General features: G+C 51.7%; 15 protein-coding genes and 5 tRNA genes. 17 read left to right on the top strand and 3 right to left on the bottom strand.

The annotated features are described in order from the left end of the window. Window positions 1-39 precede the first annotated feature (39 nt). The 12 genes from AC6I8L_RS15020 to luxS all read left to right on the top strand — a co-directional run bounded on the left by AC6I8L_RS15020 (window position 40) and on the right by luxS (window position 8,194). Window positions 40-555, top strand: coding sequence for a regulatory protein RecX (locus AC6I8L_RS15020; RefSeq protein ID WP_176505750.1), 516 nt, complete (start codon window positions 40-42; stop codon window positions 553-555). Window positions 556-689: 134 nt separating this feature from the next. Then, a complete protein-coding gene (gene alaS, locus AC6I8L_RS15015) occupies window positions 690-3,317 on the top strand; it encodes an alanine--tRNA ligase (protein ID WP_058961480.1) in 2,628 nt (875 codons plus the stop codon). A 250-nt stretch (window positions 3,318-3,567) separates the two neighbouring features. Further along, window positions 3,568-3,753 (top strand): carbon storage regulator CsrA, encoded by a 186-nt coding sequence (gene csrA / locus AC6I8L_RS15010; protein WP_004155916.1) that lies wholly within the window; start codon window positions 3,568-3,570, stop codon window positions 3,751-3,753. A 303-nt stretch (window positions 3,754-4,056) separates the two neighbouring features. Continuing rightward, window positions 4,057-4,149, top strand: a tRNA-Ser gene (locus AC6I8L_RS15005). Between the two features lie 8 nt (window positions 4,150-4,157). Further along, window positions 4,158-4,234, top strand: a tRNA-Arg gene (locus AC6I8L_RS15000). 85 nt (window positions 4,235-4,319) lie between these two features. Next, window positions 4,320-4,396: transfer RNA gene (locus tag AC6I8L_RS14995), tRNA-Arg, on the top strand. Window positions 4,397-4,454: 58 nt separating this feature from the next. Beyond that, window positions 4,455-4,531: transfer RNA gene (locus AC6I8L_RS14990), tRNA-Arg, on the top strand. A 60-nt stretch (window positions 4,532-4,591) separates the two neighbouring features. After that, window positions 4,592-4,668: transfer RNA gene (locus tag AC6I8L_RS14985), tRNA-Arg, on the top strand. A 232-nt stretch (window positions 4,669-4,900) separates the two neighbouring features. Next, complete coding sequence (gene yqaB, locus AC6I8L_RS14980; protein WP_058962329.1) at window positions 4,901-5,467, top strand: fructose-1-phosphate/6-phosphogluconate phosphatase; 567 nt, start codon at window positions 4,901-4,903, stop codon at window positions 5,465-5,467. Then, entirely contained in the window at window positions 5,464-5,892 is a 429-nt protein-coding gene (locus AC6I8L_RS14975) for a YqaA family protein (RefSeq protein ID WP_058962330.1), read from the top strand. Before yqaB ends, AC6I8L_RS14975 begins: the two co-directional genes overlap by 4 nt. 31 nt (window positions 5,893-5,923) lie before the next feature. Beyond that, entirely contained in the window at window positions 5,924-7,528 is a 1,605-nt protein-coding gene (gshA, locus tag AC6I8L_RS14970; RefSeq protein ID WP_058962331.1) for a glutamate--cysteine ligase, read from the top strand. A gap of 150 nt (window positions 7,529-7,678) precedes the next feature. After that, entirely contained in the window at window positions 7,679-8,194 is a 516-nt protein-coding gene (gene luxS, locus AC6I8L_RS14965) for an S-ribosylhomocysteine lyase (protein WP_034822217.1), read from the top strand. Between the two features lie 55 nt (window positions 8,195-8,249). Here the strand turns inward: luxS and AC6I8L_RS14960 are convergent, their stop codons facing one another. Further along, window positions 8,250-9,536, bottom strand: a complete 1,287-nt coding sequence (locus AC6I8L_RS14960; protein ID WP_045816444.1) for an HlyC/CorC family transporter — start codon at window positions 9,534-9,536, stop codon at window positions 8,250-8,252. 13 nt (window positions 9,537-9,549) lie between these two features. Next, on the bottom strand, window positions 9,550-10,344 hold the full coding sequence (locus AC6I8L_RS14955) for a cytochrome C assembly family protein (protein ID WP_038645240.1): 795 nt from the start codon (window positions 10,342-10,344) through the stop codon (window positions 9,550-9,552). 166 nt (window positions 10,345-10,510) lie between these two features. On the opposite strand from AC6I8L_RS14955, the gene ffh reads away from it, so the two are divergent. The 5 genes from ffh (at window position 10,511) to rplS (ending at window position 14,024) form a co-directional block, all read left to right on the top strand. After that, window positions 10,511-11,872 carry a signal recognition particle protein gene (gene ffh / locus AC6I8L_RS14950; RefSeq protein WP_034822223.1) on the top strand — a complete coding sequence of 454 codons (1,362 nt, stop codon included), beginning with the start codon at window positions 10,511-10,513 and terminating at the stop codon, window positions 11,870-11,872. A 142-nt stretch (window positions 11,873-12,014) separates the two neighbouring features. Continuing rightward, window positions 12,015-12,263 carry a 30S ribosomal protein S16 gene (rpsP, locus tag AC6I8L_RS14945; RefSeq protein ID WP_007893313.1) on the top strand — a complete coding sequence of 83 codons (249 nt, stop codon included), beginning with the start codon at window positions 12,015-12,017 and terminating at the stop codon, window positions 12,261-12,263. 18 nt (window positions 12,264-12,281) lie between these two features. After that, window positions 12,282-12,830 (top strand): ribosome maturation factor RimM, encoded by a 549-nt coding sequence (rimM, locus tag AC6I8L_RS14940; protein WP_034822227.1) that lies wholly within the window; start codon window positions 12,282-12,284, stop codon window positions 12,828-12,830. A 35-nt stretch (window positions 12,831-12,865) separates the two neighbouring features. Beyond that, on the top strand, window positions 12,866-13,630 hold the full coding sequence (gene trmD / locus AC6I8L_RS14935; protein WP_045816445.1) for a tRNA (guanosine(37)-N1)-methyltransferase TrmD: 765 nt from the start codon (window positions 12,866-12,868) through the stop codon (window positions 13,628-13,630). 43 nt (window positions 13,631-13,673) lie between these two features. Continuing rightward, on the top strand, window positions 13,674-14,024 hold the full coding sequence (gene rplS / locus AC6I8L_RS14930; protein WP_034822234.1) for a 50S ribosomal protein L19: 351 nt from the start codon (window positions 13,674-13,676) through the stop codon (window positions 14,022-14,024). Window positions 14,025-14,081: 57 nt separating this feature from the next. Here the strand turns inward: rplS and AC6I8L_RS14925 are convergent, their stop codons facing one another. Beyond that, the gene (locus AC6I8L_RS14925) at window positions 14,082-14,603 is read right to left on the bottom strand and encodes a GNAT family N-acetyltransferase (protein WP_058962333.1); all 522 of its coding nucleotides are present in this window, start codon (window positions 14,601-14,603) and stop codon (window positions 14,082-14,084) included. Window positions 14,604-14,666 lie beyond the last annotated feature (63 nt).

Raw genomic sequence — 14,666 nt, 5'->3', positions numbered from 1 at the left:
TGCTTTACCCTGCGCAACAGTCAGAACAAGGTCAAATTCATGTCATCATCACCCTCAACGGCTTCGGTGCCGACATTTTCCCGTTTGCTGGATCGTGCCATGCGTGTGCTATCGCAGCGTGACCACAGCCGTGACGAATTGAAGCGTAAGCTGCAACTCTCTTCTCAGCGTGCGGCTTATCTGAAGCAAGAAGAAAATGTGCCGATACCGGATGAGCTGCTGGAAAAGGTGCTCGACTGGTGCCAGGAGAGTGGCTGGCTCAACGATCAGCGCTTCACCGAACGCTTTATCCAAAGTCGCGCACGGAAAGGTTACGGCTCACAGCGCGTGCGTATGGAATTGCAGCAGAAGGGCATCAGCCGCGATGAGATCAATCAGGCGATGATGGATACTGAAGTGGACTGGAGCCAATGCGCGGCCGATTTGGCTAAGCGTAAGTTTGGTGATCCTCTGCCGCAAACCTGGGCTGAGAAAAGCAAAGTACAGCGCTTTTTAATGTCTAAAGGCTTTATGATGGAAGATATTCAGGCAGTTTTCAGAAATATTGACGACTGAAAGGCGATGGGATTTTACTTCCCACTGAAGAAAATTTATCTTATTCCCACTTTTTGTTCCTCAATCAGCGGTAAACCTGCAGATGTGGTTTGCCCGCGAAAGGGAACGTTCGTTAGCGTGATTCCAGGAATTATATGAGCAAGAGCACTGCTGAGATCCGTCAAGCGTTTCTCGACTTTTTTCATAGCAAGGGACATCAGGTTGTAGCCAGCAGCTCCCTCGTACCGAACAACGACCCAACGTTGCTGTTTACCAATGCGGGAATGGTGCAGTTTAAAGACCTTTTCCTCGGTCAGGATAAACGCGATTATGCACGCGCAACCACGTCTCAACGTTGTGTACGCGCCGGTGGTAAGCACAACGATCTTGAGAACGTTGGTTACACCGCTCGTCACCACACCTTCTTTGAAATGCTGGGTAACTTCAGCTTTGGCGACTACTTCAAGAAAGAAGCGATTGCTTATGCCTGGGAACTGCTGACGGGTGAACAGTGGTTCAAGCTGCCGAAAGAACGTCTGTGGGTCACCGTTTATGAAACCGATGATGAAGCCTTCGAAATCTGGGCTAACGATGTCGGTGTGCCGCGCGAACGTATTATTCGCATCGGCGATAACAAGGGCAGCGCCTACGCGTCTGATAACTTCTGGCAGATGGGTGATACCGGCCCTTGTGGTCCGTGCACCGAAATTTTCTACGATCATGGCGACCATATCTGGGGTGGCCCACCGGGCAGCCCGGAAGAAGATGGCGATCGCTATATTGAGATCTGGAACATCGTCTTCATGCAGTTCAACCGTCAGGCCGACGGCACCATGGAACCTCTGCCGAAGCCTTCTGTTGATACTGGTATGGGCCTGGAGCGCATCGCCGCGGTGCTGCAGCACGTTAACTCAAACTATGAAATCGATCTGTTTGCCAAGCTGATCAAGGCTGTTGCTCAGGTAACCGGTGCGACCGACCTCAACAATAAATCGTTGCGCGTCATCGCAGACCACATCCGTTCCTGTGCATTCCTGATCGCTGATGGCGTCATCCCGTCGAATGAAAACCGTGGCTACGTGCTGCGCCGTATCATTCGTCGTGCAGTGCGTCATGGCAATATGTTGGGAGCTAAAGAAGCCTTCTTCTACAAGCTGGTCGCGCCATTGATTGATGTCATGGGCGATGCCGGTGAAGACCTGAAACGCCAGCAAAAGCATGTTGAAAATGCCCTGAAAAATGAAGAAGAGCAGTTCGCTAAAACGCTGGAACGCGGCCTGGCTTTACTGGATGAAGAGTTAGCCAATCTGCAAGGTGATACGCTGGATGGCGAAACGGTCTTCCGCCTGTATGACACCTTCGGTTTCCCGGCGGATTTGACCGCTGACGTCTGCCGCGAGCGCAATCTGAAGATTGATGAAGCGGGCTTCGAAACAGCCATGGAACAGCAGCGCCAGCGTGCGCGTGAGGCCAGTGGTTTTGGCGCGGACTACAACAATGTGATTCGCTTTGATGCCGCCACTGACTTCAAAGGCTATGACCAACTGCAGGCTGAAGGCACCGTGCAGGCGCTGTTCGTTGGCGGTCAGCAGGTTGAGCAGATCGCGGCTGGCCAGGAAGCGGTAGTGATTCTGGATCAAACACCATTCTATGGCGAGTCAGGTGGCCAGGTGGGCGATACCGGTGTGCTGACTGGGCAGAATGCTGAATTCAGTGTCCAGGATACACAGAAGTATGGCAAAGCCTTTGGTCATATCGGTAAGCTCAACAGCGGTGAGCTACGTGTGGGTGACCGCCTCAATGCACAAGTGGATGAAGAGCGCCGTGCACGTATTATCCTCAACCACTCCGCAACGCATCTGATGCATGAAGCGTTACGTGAAGTATTGGGCGATCATGTCGGTCAGAAAGGCTCACTGAACAACGATAAATACCTGCGCTTCGACTTCTCTCATACCGAAGCGATGAAGCCAGAGCAGATTCGCACCGTTGAAGATATCGTTAATACCCAGATTCGTCGCAATTTACTCATCCAGACTGAAGTAATGGATCTGGATGAAGCGAAAGCGCGCGGCGCAACGGCGTTGTTTGGTGAGAAATATGAACAGCGTGTGCGCGTGGTCAGCATGGGCGAATATTCCGTTGAGCTGTGCGGTGGTACGCACGCAGCGCGCACTGGCGACATTGGCCTGTTCCGCATTCAGTCTGAATCCGGCACGGCGGCAGGTGTGCGTCGTATTGAAGCGCTGACGGGTGAAGGCGCGATTGCTCAGCTGCATGCGCAGAGCGATCAGATATCTGAGATTGCTCAGGTGGTTAAAGCCAACAGCAGTAATCTGAATGAGAAAGTGCGCGGCCTGGTTGATCATGTTCGCGCGCTGGAAAAAGAACTGCAGCAGCTACGCGATCAGCAAGCGGCGCAAGAGAGTGCCTCGCTGAGCAGTAAAGCGATGGACGTGAAGGGGACAAAACTGCTGGTCAGCGAGCTTAACAACGTTGAGCCGAAGATGCTTCGCACCATGATGGATGACCTGAAGAATCAGCTCGGCTCGGCCATCATTGTGCTGGCAACGGTTGCTGAAGGTAAGGTTTCACTGATTGCTGGGGTGACTAAAGACCTGACTGACCGCGTCAAAGCGGGTGAGCTGGTCGGCGAACTGGCCGCTCAGGTTGGCGGAAAAGGTGGCGGTCGTCCTGATATGGCTCAGGCGGGTGGTACAAACCCTGAGGCACTGGCTGGCGCACTGGCTGGCGTGTCGGAGTGGGTGAGTAACCGACTGTAACGAATTAAAATTCAGCATCGTGAGCAGCGCCAGAATCTCCATGTTCTGGCGCTTTTTAACGCGGTGTGCACCCGATAATGACAAAGTCCGGTTGATGTAGTGTATTTCGGCTAAACTAACTATCAGCAGAATGTATTGGCGTGGCGATGCACAATGGTGTATTTGTCATAGACATTGTTCAGCGTTATATGATGGATATGGCCGGGAGACCGAACAGGCCCGACTCTTTTAATCTTTCAAGGAGCAAAGAATGCTTATTCTAACTCGTCGAGTTGGTGAAACCCTCATGATTGGCGATGAGGTGACTGTAACGGTGCTGGGTGTTAAAGGTAACCAGGTCCGTATTGGCGTCAATGCGCCTAAAGAAGTTTCGGTGCATCGCGAAGAAATCTATCAGCGTATCCAGGCCGAAAAAACTCAGCAAACGAGTTACTAACGGATTCAGCGCCTCGCATCCTGCGAGGCGCTACCGCTTTTATCCTCCCATCTTCATTTTTTCCGCCCTTAACCTCATTTTCTTTCTTCCCATTTTGTTAACTGCAACGTGCTTTCGCTGTTGATTAATCACTCTTTTTGTCGGCAAAACATCCTAATTGCGCGTCATTTGTGCAAACAGAACGATATCCAGAAAAAGTCGGGAAAAATTGTTTGACTTATAAGTGCGGGAAAGTAATATGTGCGCCACGCAGTGCCGATGAGCAGAAACAAGTTCAGAAGCACGGTTCGGAAGAACGCGTAAGGTGAGGTGGCCGAGAGGCTGAAGGCGCTCCCCTGCTAAGGGAGTATGCGGTCAAAAGCTGCATCCGGGGTTCGAATCCCCGCCTCACCGCCATTTCCGATGCATCCATAGCTCAGCTGGATAGAGTACTCGGCTACGAACCGAGCGGTCGGAGGTTCGAATCCTCCTGGATGCACCATTCGGAAAATTGAAGTAAGAGTGAACGAGCAGTTCCTTTCATGGTGAGTTGTCAGCACCCTGCGTTGTACAAGAATTAACTCGATGCATCCATAGCTCAGCTGGATAGAGTACTCGGCTACGAACCGAGCGGTCGGAGGTTCGAATCCTCCTGGATGCACCATTCTTCGTATCATTCCCAGGTTGATTGCAGTAAGTCCATCGTAAGAAAATCTCTCAATGCATCCATAGCTCAGCTGGATAGAGTACTCGGCTACGAACCGAGCGGTCGGAGGTTCGAATCCTCCTGGATGCACCATTCTGTTTTCTTCATGCTATTCTCAAACTGTTTCATCCGTAACATCAGTTAGACCCCAATGCATCCATAGCTCAGCTGGATAGAGTACTCGGCTACGAACCGAGCGGTCGGAGGTTCGAATCCTCCTGGATGCACCATCTCCTGTTCGAAACAATCAACGCCCGCTTTCTGAATTTACTTCCCATTTTCTTCATCACGCAAAAATCACTTATATAACCGCCATTTATCCCCGGTATCGCTACCTGACCTTTTTCCGAAAACAAAAATAGCTAATGCTTTCAAAGCATTTGCTGTTAAGCACACCTGGCGACAACCTAAGCGCATTACGCTAAAGTAATGGCTCATTTTGTGGTGCTCGATGGAGTGACAATGTACGACCAATATGACGCCCTGATTTTCGATATGGACGGCACAATCCTGGATACTGAGCCGACACATCGAAAAGCCTGGCAGCAGGTGCTGAGCCGTTACGGTTTCACCATGGATGAGAAAAAAATGGTGAGTTTTAATGGCGCGCCCACCTGGCAGCTGGCGCAGTACATTCTTGAGCAGAACAACGCTGAGCATGACCCTCATTTGCTGGCCGCAGAGAAAACCGAAGCGCTCAAGGCGATGTTGCTGGATGATGTACGCCCTTTACCGTTAATGGACGTGGTAAAAGCGTATCACGGTCGTCGTCCCATGGCGGTGGGTACTGGCAGTGAACACAGCCTGGCAAAGGCCCTGCTTGAAGCCTTGGGTGTTTATCATCTGTTTGATGCCGTTGTCGGCGCGGATGATGTGCAGCGCCATAAACCCCAACCCGATACCTTTTTACGCTGCGCCGAGTTAATGGGCGTGGCACCTGAACGCTGTGTGGTATTTGAAGATGCTGACTTTGGTGTTCAGGCGGCGCGAGCCGCGGGCATGGATGTGGTTGATGTCCGTTTACTGTGAATGAAATTCTGACCTATGGATCGTTATTCGGCAGTAGCTTTCTGAGTGCCACCCTGCTTCCAGGAAGTTCAGAGGCTGTGCTGATTGCTTTGCTGATCGCCCAACAGGGTTCGATCTATGGATTGTTATTGGCCGCATCAGTGGGAAACACGCTGGGTGGCCTGACCAACATTATTCTCGGTCGCCTCATGCCGCCAAAAGGGCAGGGGCGATGGCATGACACAGCAATGACGTGGTTACATCGATTGGGTCCTGCAGCGCTGCTTTTAAGCTGGCTGCCGGTAGTGGGCGACCTGCTTTGCGTGCTTGCAGGCTGGTTGCGCTTTGCCTGGCTGCCCTCGGTGCTGTTCCTCGCCATCGGTAAAACGCTGCGTTATATCGTTATCGCGACCGCCACATTACAAACAATGCAATGGTGGCATTGATTCGCACAGATTCGAGGCTACGGTTAACATTATGCTGAACAAAAATAAATTATTCGCACAGCGGGAGGTTAATGTGATCCCGGACGTATCAAAAGCGCTTTCCTGGTTGGAAGCGCATCCCGACGCGTTAAAGGGTATCGGCCGTGGCATTGAACGCGAGACGTTGCGCGTCAATCCGAATGGTCACCTGGCAACGACCGGACATCCTGAATCCCTGGGTTCGGCGCTCAAGCACAGTTGGATTACCACCGATTTTGCCGAAACGCTGCTGGAGTTCATTACACCTGTCGATCAAAGCATTGATCGGTCACTGGCCTTCCTGCGTGATATACATCGCCACACTGCGCGAGAGTTAGGTCAGGAACGCATGTGGCCGTTCAGTATGCCGGGTTATGTTGAAGATGTTGATAGCATTGAGCTGGCGCAATATGGCAGCTCTAATATCGGCAAGATGAAAACCCTCTATCGGCAGGGACTGAAAAATCGCTACAGCGCACTGATGCAGATTATCTCAGGTGTGCATTATAACTTCTCGCTGCCACTGTCGTTCTGGCAGGAGTGGGCAGATGTAAAAGATGCGGAAAGCGGCAAAGAGACCATTTCTGCTGGATATCTGCGTCTGATCCGCAATTATTATCGTTTTGGTTGGGTGATCCCTTATCTGTTCGGTGCATCTCCAGCGATCTGTTCATCGTTCCTGCAGGGACGTGAAAGCAAATTACCTTTTGAAACGGACGGCAAGGGGACGTTGTGGCTGCCGTATGCCACCTCGCTGCGCCTCAGTGATTTGGGCTACACCAACAAGTCGCAGAGCGGTTTGGGCATCACCTTCAACTCGCTCGACGGTTACGTTGCTGCGCTGAAAGCAGCGATTAAAACGCCGTCAGAAGAGTATGCGGCCATGGGCACCAAAGATGCCGACGGCAACTGGCTGCAGCTGAACACCAACGTGTTACAGATTGAGAACGAACTGTACGCACCTATTCGTCCAAAACGTGTGACACGTTCGGGTGAAGCGCCTTCGGATGCGTTGTTACGCGGCGGTATCGAGTACATTGAAGTGCGTTCTCTGGATATCAACCCGTTCTCTGCCATTGGCGTGGATGCTAACCAGGCGCGTTTCCTCGACCTGTTCCTGATCTGGTGTACCCTGGCGGATGCGCCTGAGATGAGTTCTGACGAGCTGTTATGCAGCCGTAAAAACTGGAACCGCGTGGTCATGGAAGGACGTAAGCCGGGCCAGGTGATTGGTGTAGGTTGTAGCGATACAGAACATCCGCTGGTTGATGTAGGTAAAGCCCTGTTTGCCGATCTGCGTCGTGTTGCCGAGGTGCTCGATAGCAATTATGGCAGCACGCAATATCAACAGGTGTGCGATCAACTGGTGGCATCGTTTGATGATCCTGAGCTAACCTATTCAGCGCGTATTCTGCATGCCATCAAAGAATATGGCTTAACCGGCGCAGGTGTGGCACTGGCTGAACAGTATCGCCATCTGCTGTGTGAAGAGCCGTTAGAGATTTTGACCGAAGATGACTTCAGTCGTCAGGCGTTGGAATCGGTACAGGCGCAGGAAAAGCTGGAACAGAGTGATACGCTGGATTTCGAAAGTTATCTGGCAGGTCGCGAAGGCTAAAAAAGAAAATGGCCACATCATTGTGGCCAAAATTAACATCTCTGTTGTCAGGGATGATGATAACAAATGCGCGTCTTTCATATATTCAGACGTTGGGCGAACGGAAAAGTTTCATCGTTTTAAAAAAAATCTCAAAACAGGAGGTGACGTATGCCACTACTGGATAGTTTTACTGTTGATCACACCATCATGGGGGCACCCGCTGTGCGCGTTGCAAAAACCATGAATACTCCGCATGGCGATACCATCACCGTTTTTGACCTGCGTTTCTGCCGTCCGAATATCGATATTCTGACTGAGCGCGGCATCCATACGCTGGAGCACCTGTTCGCTGGCTTTATGCGTAATCACCTCAATGGTGATGGCGTGGAAATCGTTGATATCTCGCCAATGGGCTGCCGCACCGGCTTCTACATGAGCTTGATTGGTGAACCAGACGAGCAGCGCGTAGCGAAAGCGTGGAAAGGGGCGATGGAAGATGTTCTGAAAGTGAAAGAACAGAGCCAGATCCCGGAACTGAATGAATACCAGTGTGGTAGCTACAAGCTACACTCACTCGACGAAGCGCAGCAGATTGCGCGTAACGTGTTGGCGCATGAGATTGGCGTGAACCGTAACGAAGATCTGAAACTGCCGGCTGAGAAGTTGAAAGAGCTGCACATCTAGTGTCTGTCTGAGCAGAAATGAAAACGCCGCGATGTTCGCGGCGTTTTTTTTGGCTTCAGGAACCGATGGAGGATTTCAGCGGATGGTGCGGGGTAATGCGCACCTGCTTCACCATGTTGTCTTGCACGTCGAGGATATCCACATCGTACTTCCCGATTTTCACGCGTGTATCGACCAGCGGAATCTCTTCCAGTGCTTCCAGCAGCATGCCATTGATGGTGCGTGCTTCGTCTTCGGGTAACGTCCAGTTAAAGGCTTTATTGATTTCACGCACGTTGGCGCTGCCTTCAATCAGCACTGAGCCATCATTCTGCGGCATCACTTCTTCCGCCAGCGAAGGAGACATAGACGTCGTAAAGTCGCCAACAATCTCTTCCAGAATGTCTTCAATGGTCACCAGTCCTTTGATGTCACCATATTCATCGACCACTAAGCCGACTTTCTTCTTATTACGCTGGAATTTCACCAGCTGGACATTCAGCGGTGTACCTTCCGGCACATAGTAAATTTCATCAGCGGCGCGCAGCAGGCGATCTTTGTTGAACTCTTTCTTCTCGGTCATCATGCGCCAGGCTTCACGCACGCGCAGCATGCCAACCGAATCATCCAGCGAATCGCGGAACAGCACGATCCGGCCATGCGGGGAATTACTCAGTTGGCGAACAATCGATTTCCAGTCGTCGTTGACGTTAATGCCGACAATTTCATTGCGTGGCACCATGATGTCATCAACGCTGACCTTTTCCAGGTCCAGCACCGACAGCAGCATGTCCTGATTACGACGTGACATCAGTGAGCGGGACTCATAGACAATGGTACGCAACTCTTCCTTACTTAGGGCTGAACTAATTGAGCCTTCCGTTTTGATACCAACCATGCGCATCAGAATGCGGGTAATGGTGTTGAGCAGCCAGACCAAGGGCAGCATCACATACTGCAGCGGCGCCAGCAGCACGCTGCTGGGATAGGCGACTTTTTCGGGGTAAAGCGCTGCAATGGTTTTCGGCAGCACTTCAGCAAACACCAGCACCACAAAAGTCAGGATCCCGGTGGCAATTGCCACACCCGCATCGCCGTAAAGACGCATACCGACAATGGTACCCAATGCGGAGGCCAGGATATTCACGAGGTTGTTGCCTATCAGCACCAGGCTGATTAAGCGATCAGGACGGCGTAAAAGTTTTTCGACACGACGAGCCGCGCGATTACCGCTTTTGGCTTTGTGGCGCAATTTATAACGATTGAGCGTCATCATGCCGGTCTCTGAACCGGAGAAGTACGCAGAGACCAGCACCATGATGACCAGCGTAACGATCAGCGTGGTGGTTGAAACATGTTCCAACGCAAAAATTCCTTTAGTGAGAAGTGAGCAGGTGCTGAAGCACGCGACTGCCGAAGTAGGCCATGGTCAGCAGCAGTGCACCACCGCAGTTAAACCAGACGACGCGACGTCCGCGCCAGCCCTCATGATAGTGTCCCCAGAGCAGAACGATATAAACAAACCAGGCAAGAATGGACAGCACCGCTTTATCGACATTCTCCGCGCTAAACAGGTTATGCATGAAGAACAGACCGGTACACAGCACCAACGTCAACAGCACTACACCAATTTGCGTGATATGAAACATCTTACGCTCAATACTCAGCAGCGGCGGCATATCCTGGGTGAAAGCCAGTTTCTTATTTTTCAACTGGTAATCAATCCATGCCAGCTGCAGCGCGTACAGTGCCGCGATAATCAGCGTAGCGTAGGCAAACAGCGACAGGCCGATATGGATCATCATGCCCGGCGTGGTTTCGAGATGGGTAATAAAGGCATTCGGCACAAAGGTGGCGAAGGCGAGGTTAATCAAGGCAAAGCCGTAGACAATCGGCAACAGTAACCAACCGCGATTGCGCGATGCAACGATGGTCATGATCGCGCAGATCAGCAAACTCACCAGCGAACCGATATTTAGCAGGCTGAGGTTTTGTCCGTTATCGACGGCAAAAATGCGTTGTTGCAGTGCAACCGCATGGGCGATCAACGCGACGCAAGCAGAAAGTACGGCAAAACGACGCCAGCCACCGTTGCGTTTCAGCAGGCTGGGGATGATCAATGCAAGACTGAGGGAGTAGGCGAACAGCGCCACGATCGCGAAAACGAACATAGATCCTTTCAGGTGTCGGTTAGATAAGGAAAAAACCAGTATAGCGCCAGCTGCATCAGGCTCCAAACGATCTGAAGGTCAATTGCAGAGATCGCTGTGGCTTCGTGCTATAATCCGCCGCATTGTGCCGCCCAGGCGGCCTCGCTACGGTCCTAAGTGAGAGAGCATGTTTGATAATTTAACCGATCGTTTGTCGCAATCCCTGCGCAACATCAGCGGCCGCGGAAGGCTGACCGAAGACAACATTAAAGACACCTTGCGTGAAGTGCGCATGGCATTGCTGGAAGCGGACGTTGCGCTGCCGGTCGTGCGTGAGTTCATCAACCGCGTGAAAGAAGCGGCGGTAGGTCAGGATGTAAACAAAAGCCTGACGCCTGGCCAGGAATTTATCAAAATTGTTCGCAACGAGCTGGTTGCGGCAATGGGTGCAGAAAATAATGCGCTCAATCTGAACGCACAGCCTCCGGCTGTGGTGTTGATGGCGGGCCTGCAGGGTGCGGGTAAAACCACGAGCGTGGCGAAGCTGGGTAAGTTCCTGCGCGAGAAGCATAAGAAGAAAGTGCTGGTGGTTTCTGCTGACGTTTATCGCCCGGCGGCGATTAAACAGCTGGAAACACTGGCGCAGCAGGTTGGCGTGGACTTCTGTCCTTCCGATCTGAGCCAAAAGCCTGTCGACATCGTTAAGAACGCCCTGAAAGAAGCGAAGCTGCAATTCTACGACGTGCTGCTGGTGGATACCGCCGGTCGTCTGCACGTTGATGAAGCGATGATGGACGAGATCAAACAGGTACACGCCGCGATCAATCCGGTGGAAACCTTGTTTGTGGTCGATGCCATGACTGGTCAGGATGCGGCAAACACGGCAAAAGCCTTCAATGAAGCGCTGCCACTGACGGGTGTGATTCTGACGAAAGTGGATGGTGATGCGCGCGGTGGTGCAGCGCTGTCTATTCGTCATATCACCGGCAAGCCGATTAAATTCATGGGTATGGGTGAGAAGACGGAAGCACTGGAAGCGTTCTATCCAGACCGTATCGCCTCACGCATCCTCGGCATGGGCGACGTACTGTCGCTGATCGAAGATATCGAGAGCAAAGTTGACCGCGAACAGGCGGAGAAGCTGGCGAAGAAACTCAAAACCGGTGATGGCTTTGATCTCAACGACTTCCTCGATCAGCTGAAGCAGATGCGCAACATGGGCGGCATGGCCAGCCTGATGGGTAAGCTGCCGGGCATGGGGCAATTGCCAGACAACGTGAAATCGCAGATGGATGACAAAGTGCTGGTGCGTATGGAGGCGATCATCAATTCGATGACCACCAAAGAGCGTCAGAAACCGGAAATCATCAAGGGCTCACGCAAGCGCCGTATTGCCACCGGTTCAGGTATGCAGGTGCAGGACGTTAACCGTTTATTGAAACAGTTCGACGACATGCAGCGCATGATGAAGAAAATGAAGAAGGGTGGCATGGCCAAAATGATGCGTGGCATGAAAGGTATGATGCCGCCCGGATTCCCCGGTCGCTAAGGCGAGCGGCACACAGCCAGAAAATTAACACGCTCAGGTTGCTTTTTTCGCCAAAATGAGTAAAATTTTCGGGCTTTTTATATTGCGCTCGGGTTCCATCCCTCGATGGAGCCCGAGCGCTTTATTAACTAATGAGGATGTTATGGTTACAATTCGTTTGGCACGTCACGGCGCGAAAAAGCGTCCGTTCTATCAGGTCGTCGTTACTGACAGCCGCAATGCGCGTAATGGTCGTTTCATCGAGCGCGTAGGTTTCTTCAACCCGATCGCTTCTGGTCAGGCTGAAGGTCTGCGTCTGGATCTGGACCGTATTGAGCACTGGGTTGGCCAGGGCGCAACGCTTTCTGATCGCGTTAACGCGCTGATCAAAGAAGCAAAAAAAGCAGCTTAATCTGTCACGGTGGTTAGCATGAGCATTAAACCTGCCGCACAGCCTCTCGTTAACCCAATTGTATTGGGGAAAATGGGGGCCGCTTACGGCATTCGAGGTTGGCTCAAAGTGTTTTCCTCCACTGAAGACGCTGAAAGCATCTTCGACTACCAACCCTGGTTCATCCAGCGTGCCGGTAAATGGCAGCAGGTCGAACTGGAAGGTTGGAAGCACCACAATCAGGACCTGATCATCAAAGTCAAAGGCATTGACGATCGGGACGCTGCGGCACAGTTAACCAATTGCGAAATTACGGTTGATTCTGCTCAGCTGCCAGCGCTGGAAGAGGGTGATTACTACTGGAAAGACCTTATGGGTTGCAAAGTGGTAAACCTCGACGGTTACGAAATGGGCAAAGTCATTGATTTGATGGAAACCGGTTCGAACGACGTTCTCGTTGTTAAGGCAAACCTGAAAGATGCATTCGGTGCGCAAGAGCGGTTAATCCCGTTTCTTGATGAACAGGTTATCAAGAAAGTCGATCTCTCTACTGGCACGATTGAAGTAGATTGGGATCCTGGTTTTTGATCTCCGGACAATCCGGTAACGTAACGGCGAACGCGATGTGGATTGGTGTTATTAGCCTGTTTCCAGAGATGTTTCGCGCTATTACCGAGTACGGGGTAACTGGCCGGGCAGTAAAAAATGGCCTGCTCAACATTCAAAGCTGGAGTCCTCGTGACTTCGCGCACGACCGGCACCGTACCGTGGATGAACGTCCTTACGGCGGCGGACCGGGAATGTTGATGATGGTGCAACCCTTACGGGATGCTATCCACGCAGCGAAAGCGGCGGCGGGAGAAGGTGCCAGGGTGATTTATCTTTCACCTCAGGGTCGCAAACTGGACCAACAGGGCGTTTGCGAACTGGCGACCAACCAGAAGTTGATTCTGGTGTGTGGTCGTTATGAAGGGATTGATGAGCGCGTGATTCATACTGAGATTGATGAAGAATGGTCAATCGGTGATTACGTGCTCAGTGGTGGTGAGCTACCAGCCATGACGTTGATTGATTCAGTCGCCCGGTTTATCCCCGGCGTATTGGGCAAGCAGGCGTCAGCCGATGAGGATTCGTTCTCGGATGGTTTACTGGATTGCCCGCACTACACCCGACCTGAAGTGTTAGAAGGGATGGAGGTTCCGCCAGTCTTACTGTCGGGCAACCATGCCGATATTCGCCGCTGGCGCCTGAAACAGTCGCTAGGCCGTACCTGGCTAAGAAGACCTGAACTTCTGGAAAACCTGGCTCTGACTGAAGAGCAAGCACGGTTGCTAAATGAGTTCCAACGGGAACATCAGCAGCAACAAAACCATCAGGTGGAAGAGTAATCTTCCCTGACTATCAGTTTACCCAGGATATAGAGATTTAATTATGAGCAACATTATCAAGCAACTTGAACAAGAGCAGATGAAGCAGGACGTACCTTCATTCCGTCCGGGTGATTCCGTGGAAGTGAAAGTATGGGTCGTTGAAGGTTCTAAGAAACGTCTGCAGGCATTCGAGGGCGTGGTTATCGCTATTCGTAACCGCGGTCTGCACTCTGCATTCACTGTTCGTAAGATTTCAAACGGCGAAGGCGTTGAGCGTGTCTTCCAGACTCACTCTCCGGTAATTGACAGTATTTCTGTCAAACGTCGTGGTGCTGTACGTAAAGCCAAACTGTACTACCTGCGTGAGCGTACCGGTAAGTCAGCTCGTATCAAAGAGCGTCTGGGCGCGTAAGCGACATCCCAAAGTTAATAGCAAACAAGGGGTTGGCCTAAGGGCCAGCCCCTTTTTTTATGGTCGCTTGAGATGGTAAAGCGCGCTATTCACTGGGCCGCTATCAAGAATGATTAAACCATAGCGGCAATCGATAAACTCAAAACCACTGCGCAATGCCACGGCACGGCTGGCATGATTCTCCTCAGCAGCGATAATCTCCAGTAAGGGGATCTGCGCGTGCTTGAAGCCAAAGTCCACCAATTGAGCCACTGCACGTGTTGCGACACCCTGCCTTTGTGCATCACTGCGAACCCAATAGCCTAATGCACTAAATTCCCCAAGCCGCTGTGCGAATCTGATGCCTGCGCCGCCGAGTAACCGATCATTGCTATCGACAATAGCGAACTCTTCCGCTTCACCGTTACTCCGCTGCATATGGGTGAAATTAATCCAGTTAGTGGCTTCCTCTGCCCGATAATCGTGATGCGCCCATACCATCCATGGCAGCAGGCTGTTGAGAGACTGATTGACCGCCGCTGTAAAAGCGCCAGCATCCTGTAGAACGAAAGGGCGTAAGGTGATGACAGAGGTTGACATCCTAAGATCCTGGAAAACGATTAATAACAAAATGTTAATGGAAAAAGAGGGTGTTGGCACTTT

This window comes from Type-E symbiont of Plautia stali (genome assembly GCF_059731115.1).
Note: the sequence above shows the minus strand (reverse complement) of the source record. Positions and strands in the feature narration are given on the sequence as shown.

Coding starts and splice junctions, on each gene's coding strand:
- AC6I8L_RS15020 (WP_176505750.1), top strand. CDS start 40: ATGTCATCATCACCCTCAACGGCTTCGGTGCCGACATTTTCCCGTTTG.
- alaS (WP_058961480.1), top strand. CDS start 690: ATGAGCAAGAGCACTGCTGAGATCCGTCAAGCGTTTCTCGACTTTTTT.
- csrA (WP_004155916.1), top strand. CDS start 3,568: ATGCTTATTCTAACTCGTCGAGTTGGTGAAACCCTCATGATTGGCGAT.
- yqaB (WP_058962329.1), top strand. CDS start 4,901: ATGTACGACCAATATGACGCCCTGATTTTCGATATGGACGGCACAATC.
- gshA (WP_058962331.1), top strand. CDS start 5,924: ATGCTGAACAAAAATAAATTATTCGCACAGCGGGAGGTTAATGTGATC.
- luxS (WP_034822217.1), top strand. CDS start 7,679: ATGCCACTACTGGATAGTTTTACTGTTGATCACACCATCATGGGGGCA.
- AC6I8L_RS14955 (WP_038645240.1), bottom strand. CDS start 10,344: ATGTTCGTTTTCGCGATCGTGGCGCTGTTCGCCTACTCCCTCAGTCTT.
- ffh (WP_034822223.1), top strand. CDS start 10,511: ATGTTTGATAATTTAACCGATCGTTTGTCGCAATCCCTGCGCAACATC.
- rpsP (WP_007893313.1), top strand. CDS start 12,015: ATGGTTACAATTCGTTTGGCACGTCACGGCGCGAAAAAGCGTCCGTTC.
- rimM (WP_034822227.1), top strand. CDS start 12,282: ATGAGCATTAAACCTGCCGCACAGCCTCTCGTTAACCCAATTGTATTG.
- trmD (WP_045816445.1), top strand. CDS start 12,866: ATGTGGATTGGTGTTATTAGCCTGTTTCCAGAGATGTTTCGCGCTATT.
- rplS (WP_034822234.1), top strand. CDS start 13,674: ATGAGCAACATTATCAAGCAACTTGAACAAGAGCAGATGAAGCAGGAC.
- AC6I8L_RS14925 (WP_058962333.1), bottom strand. CDS start 14,603: ATGTCAACCTCTGTCATCACCTTACGCCCTTTCGTTCTACAGGATGCT.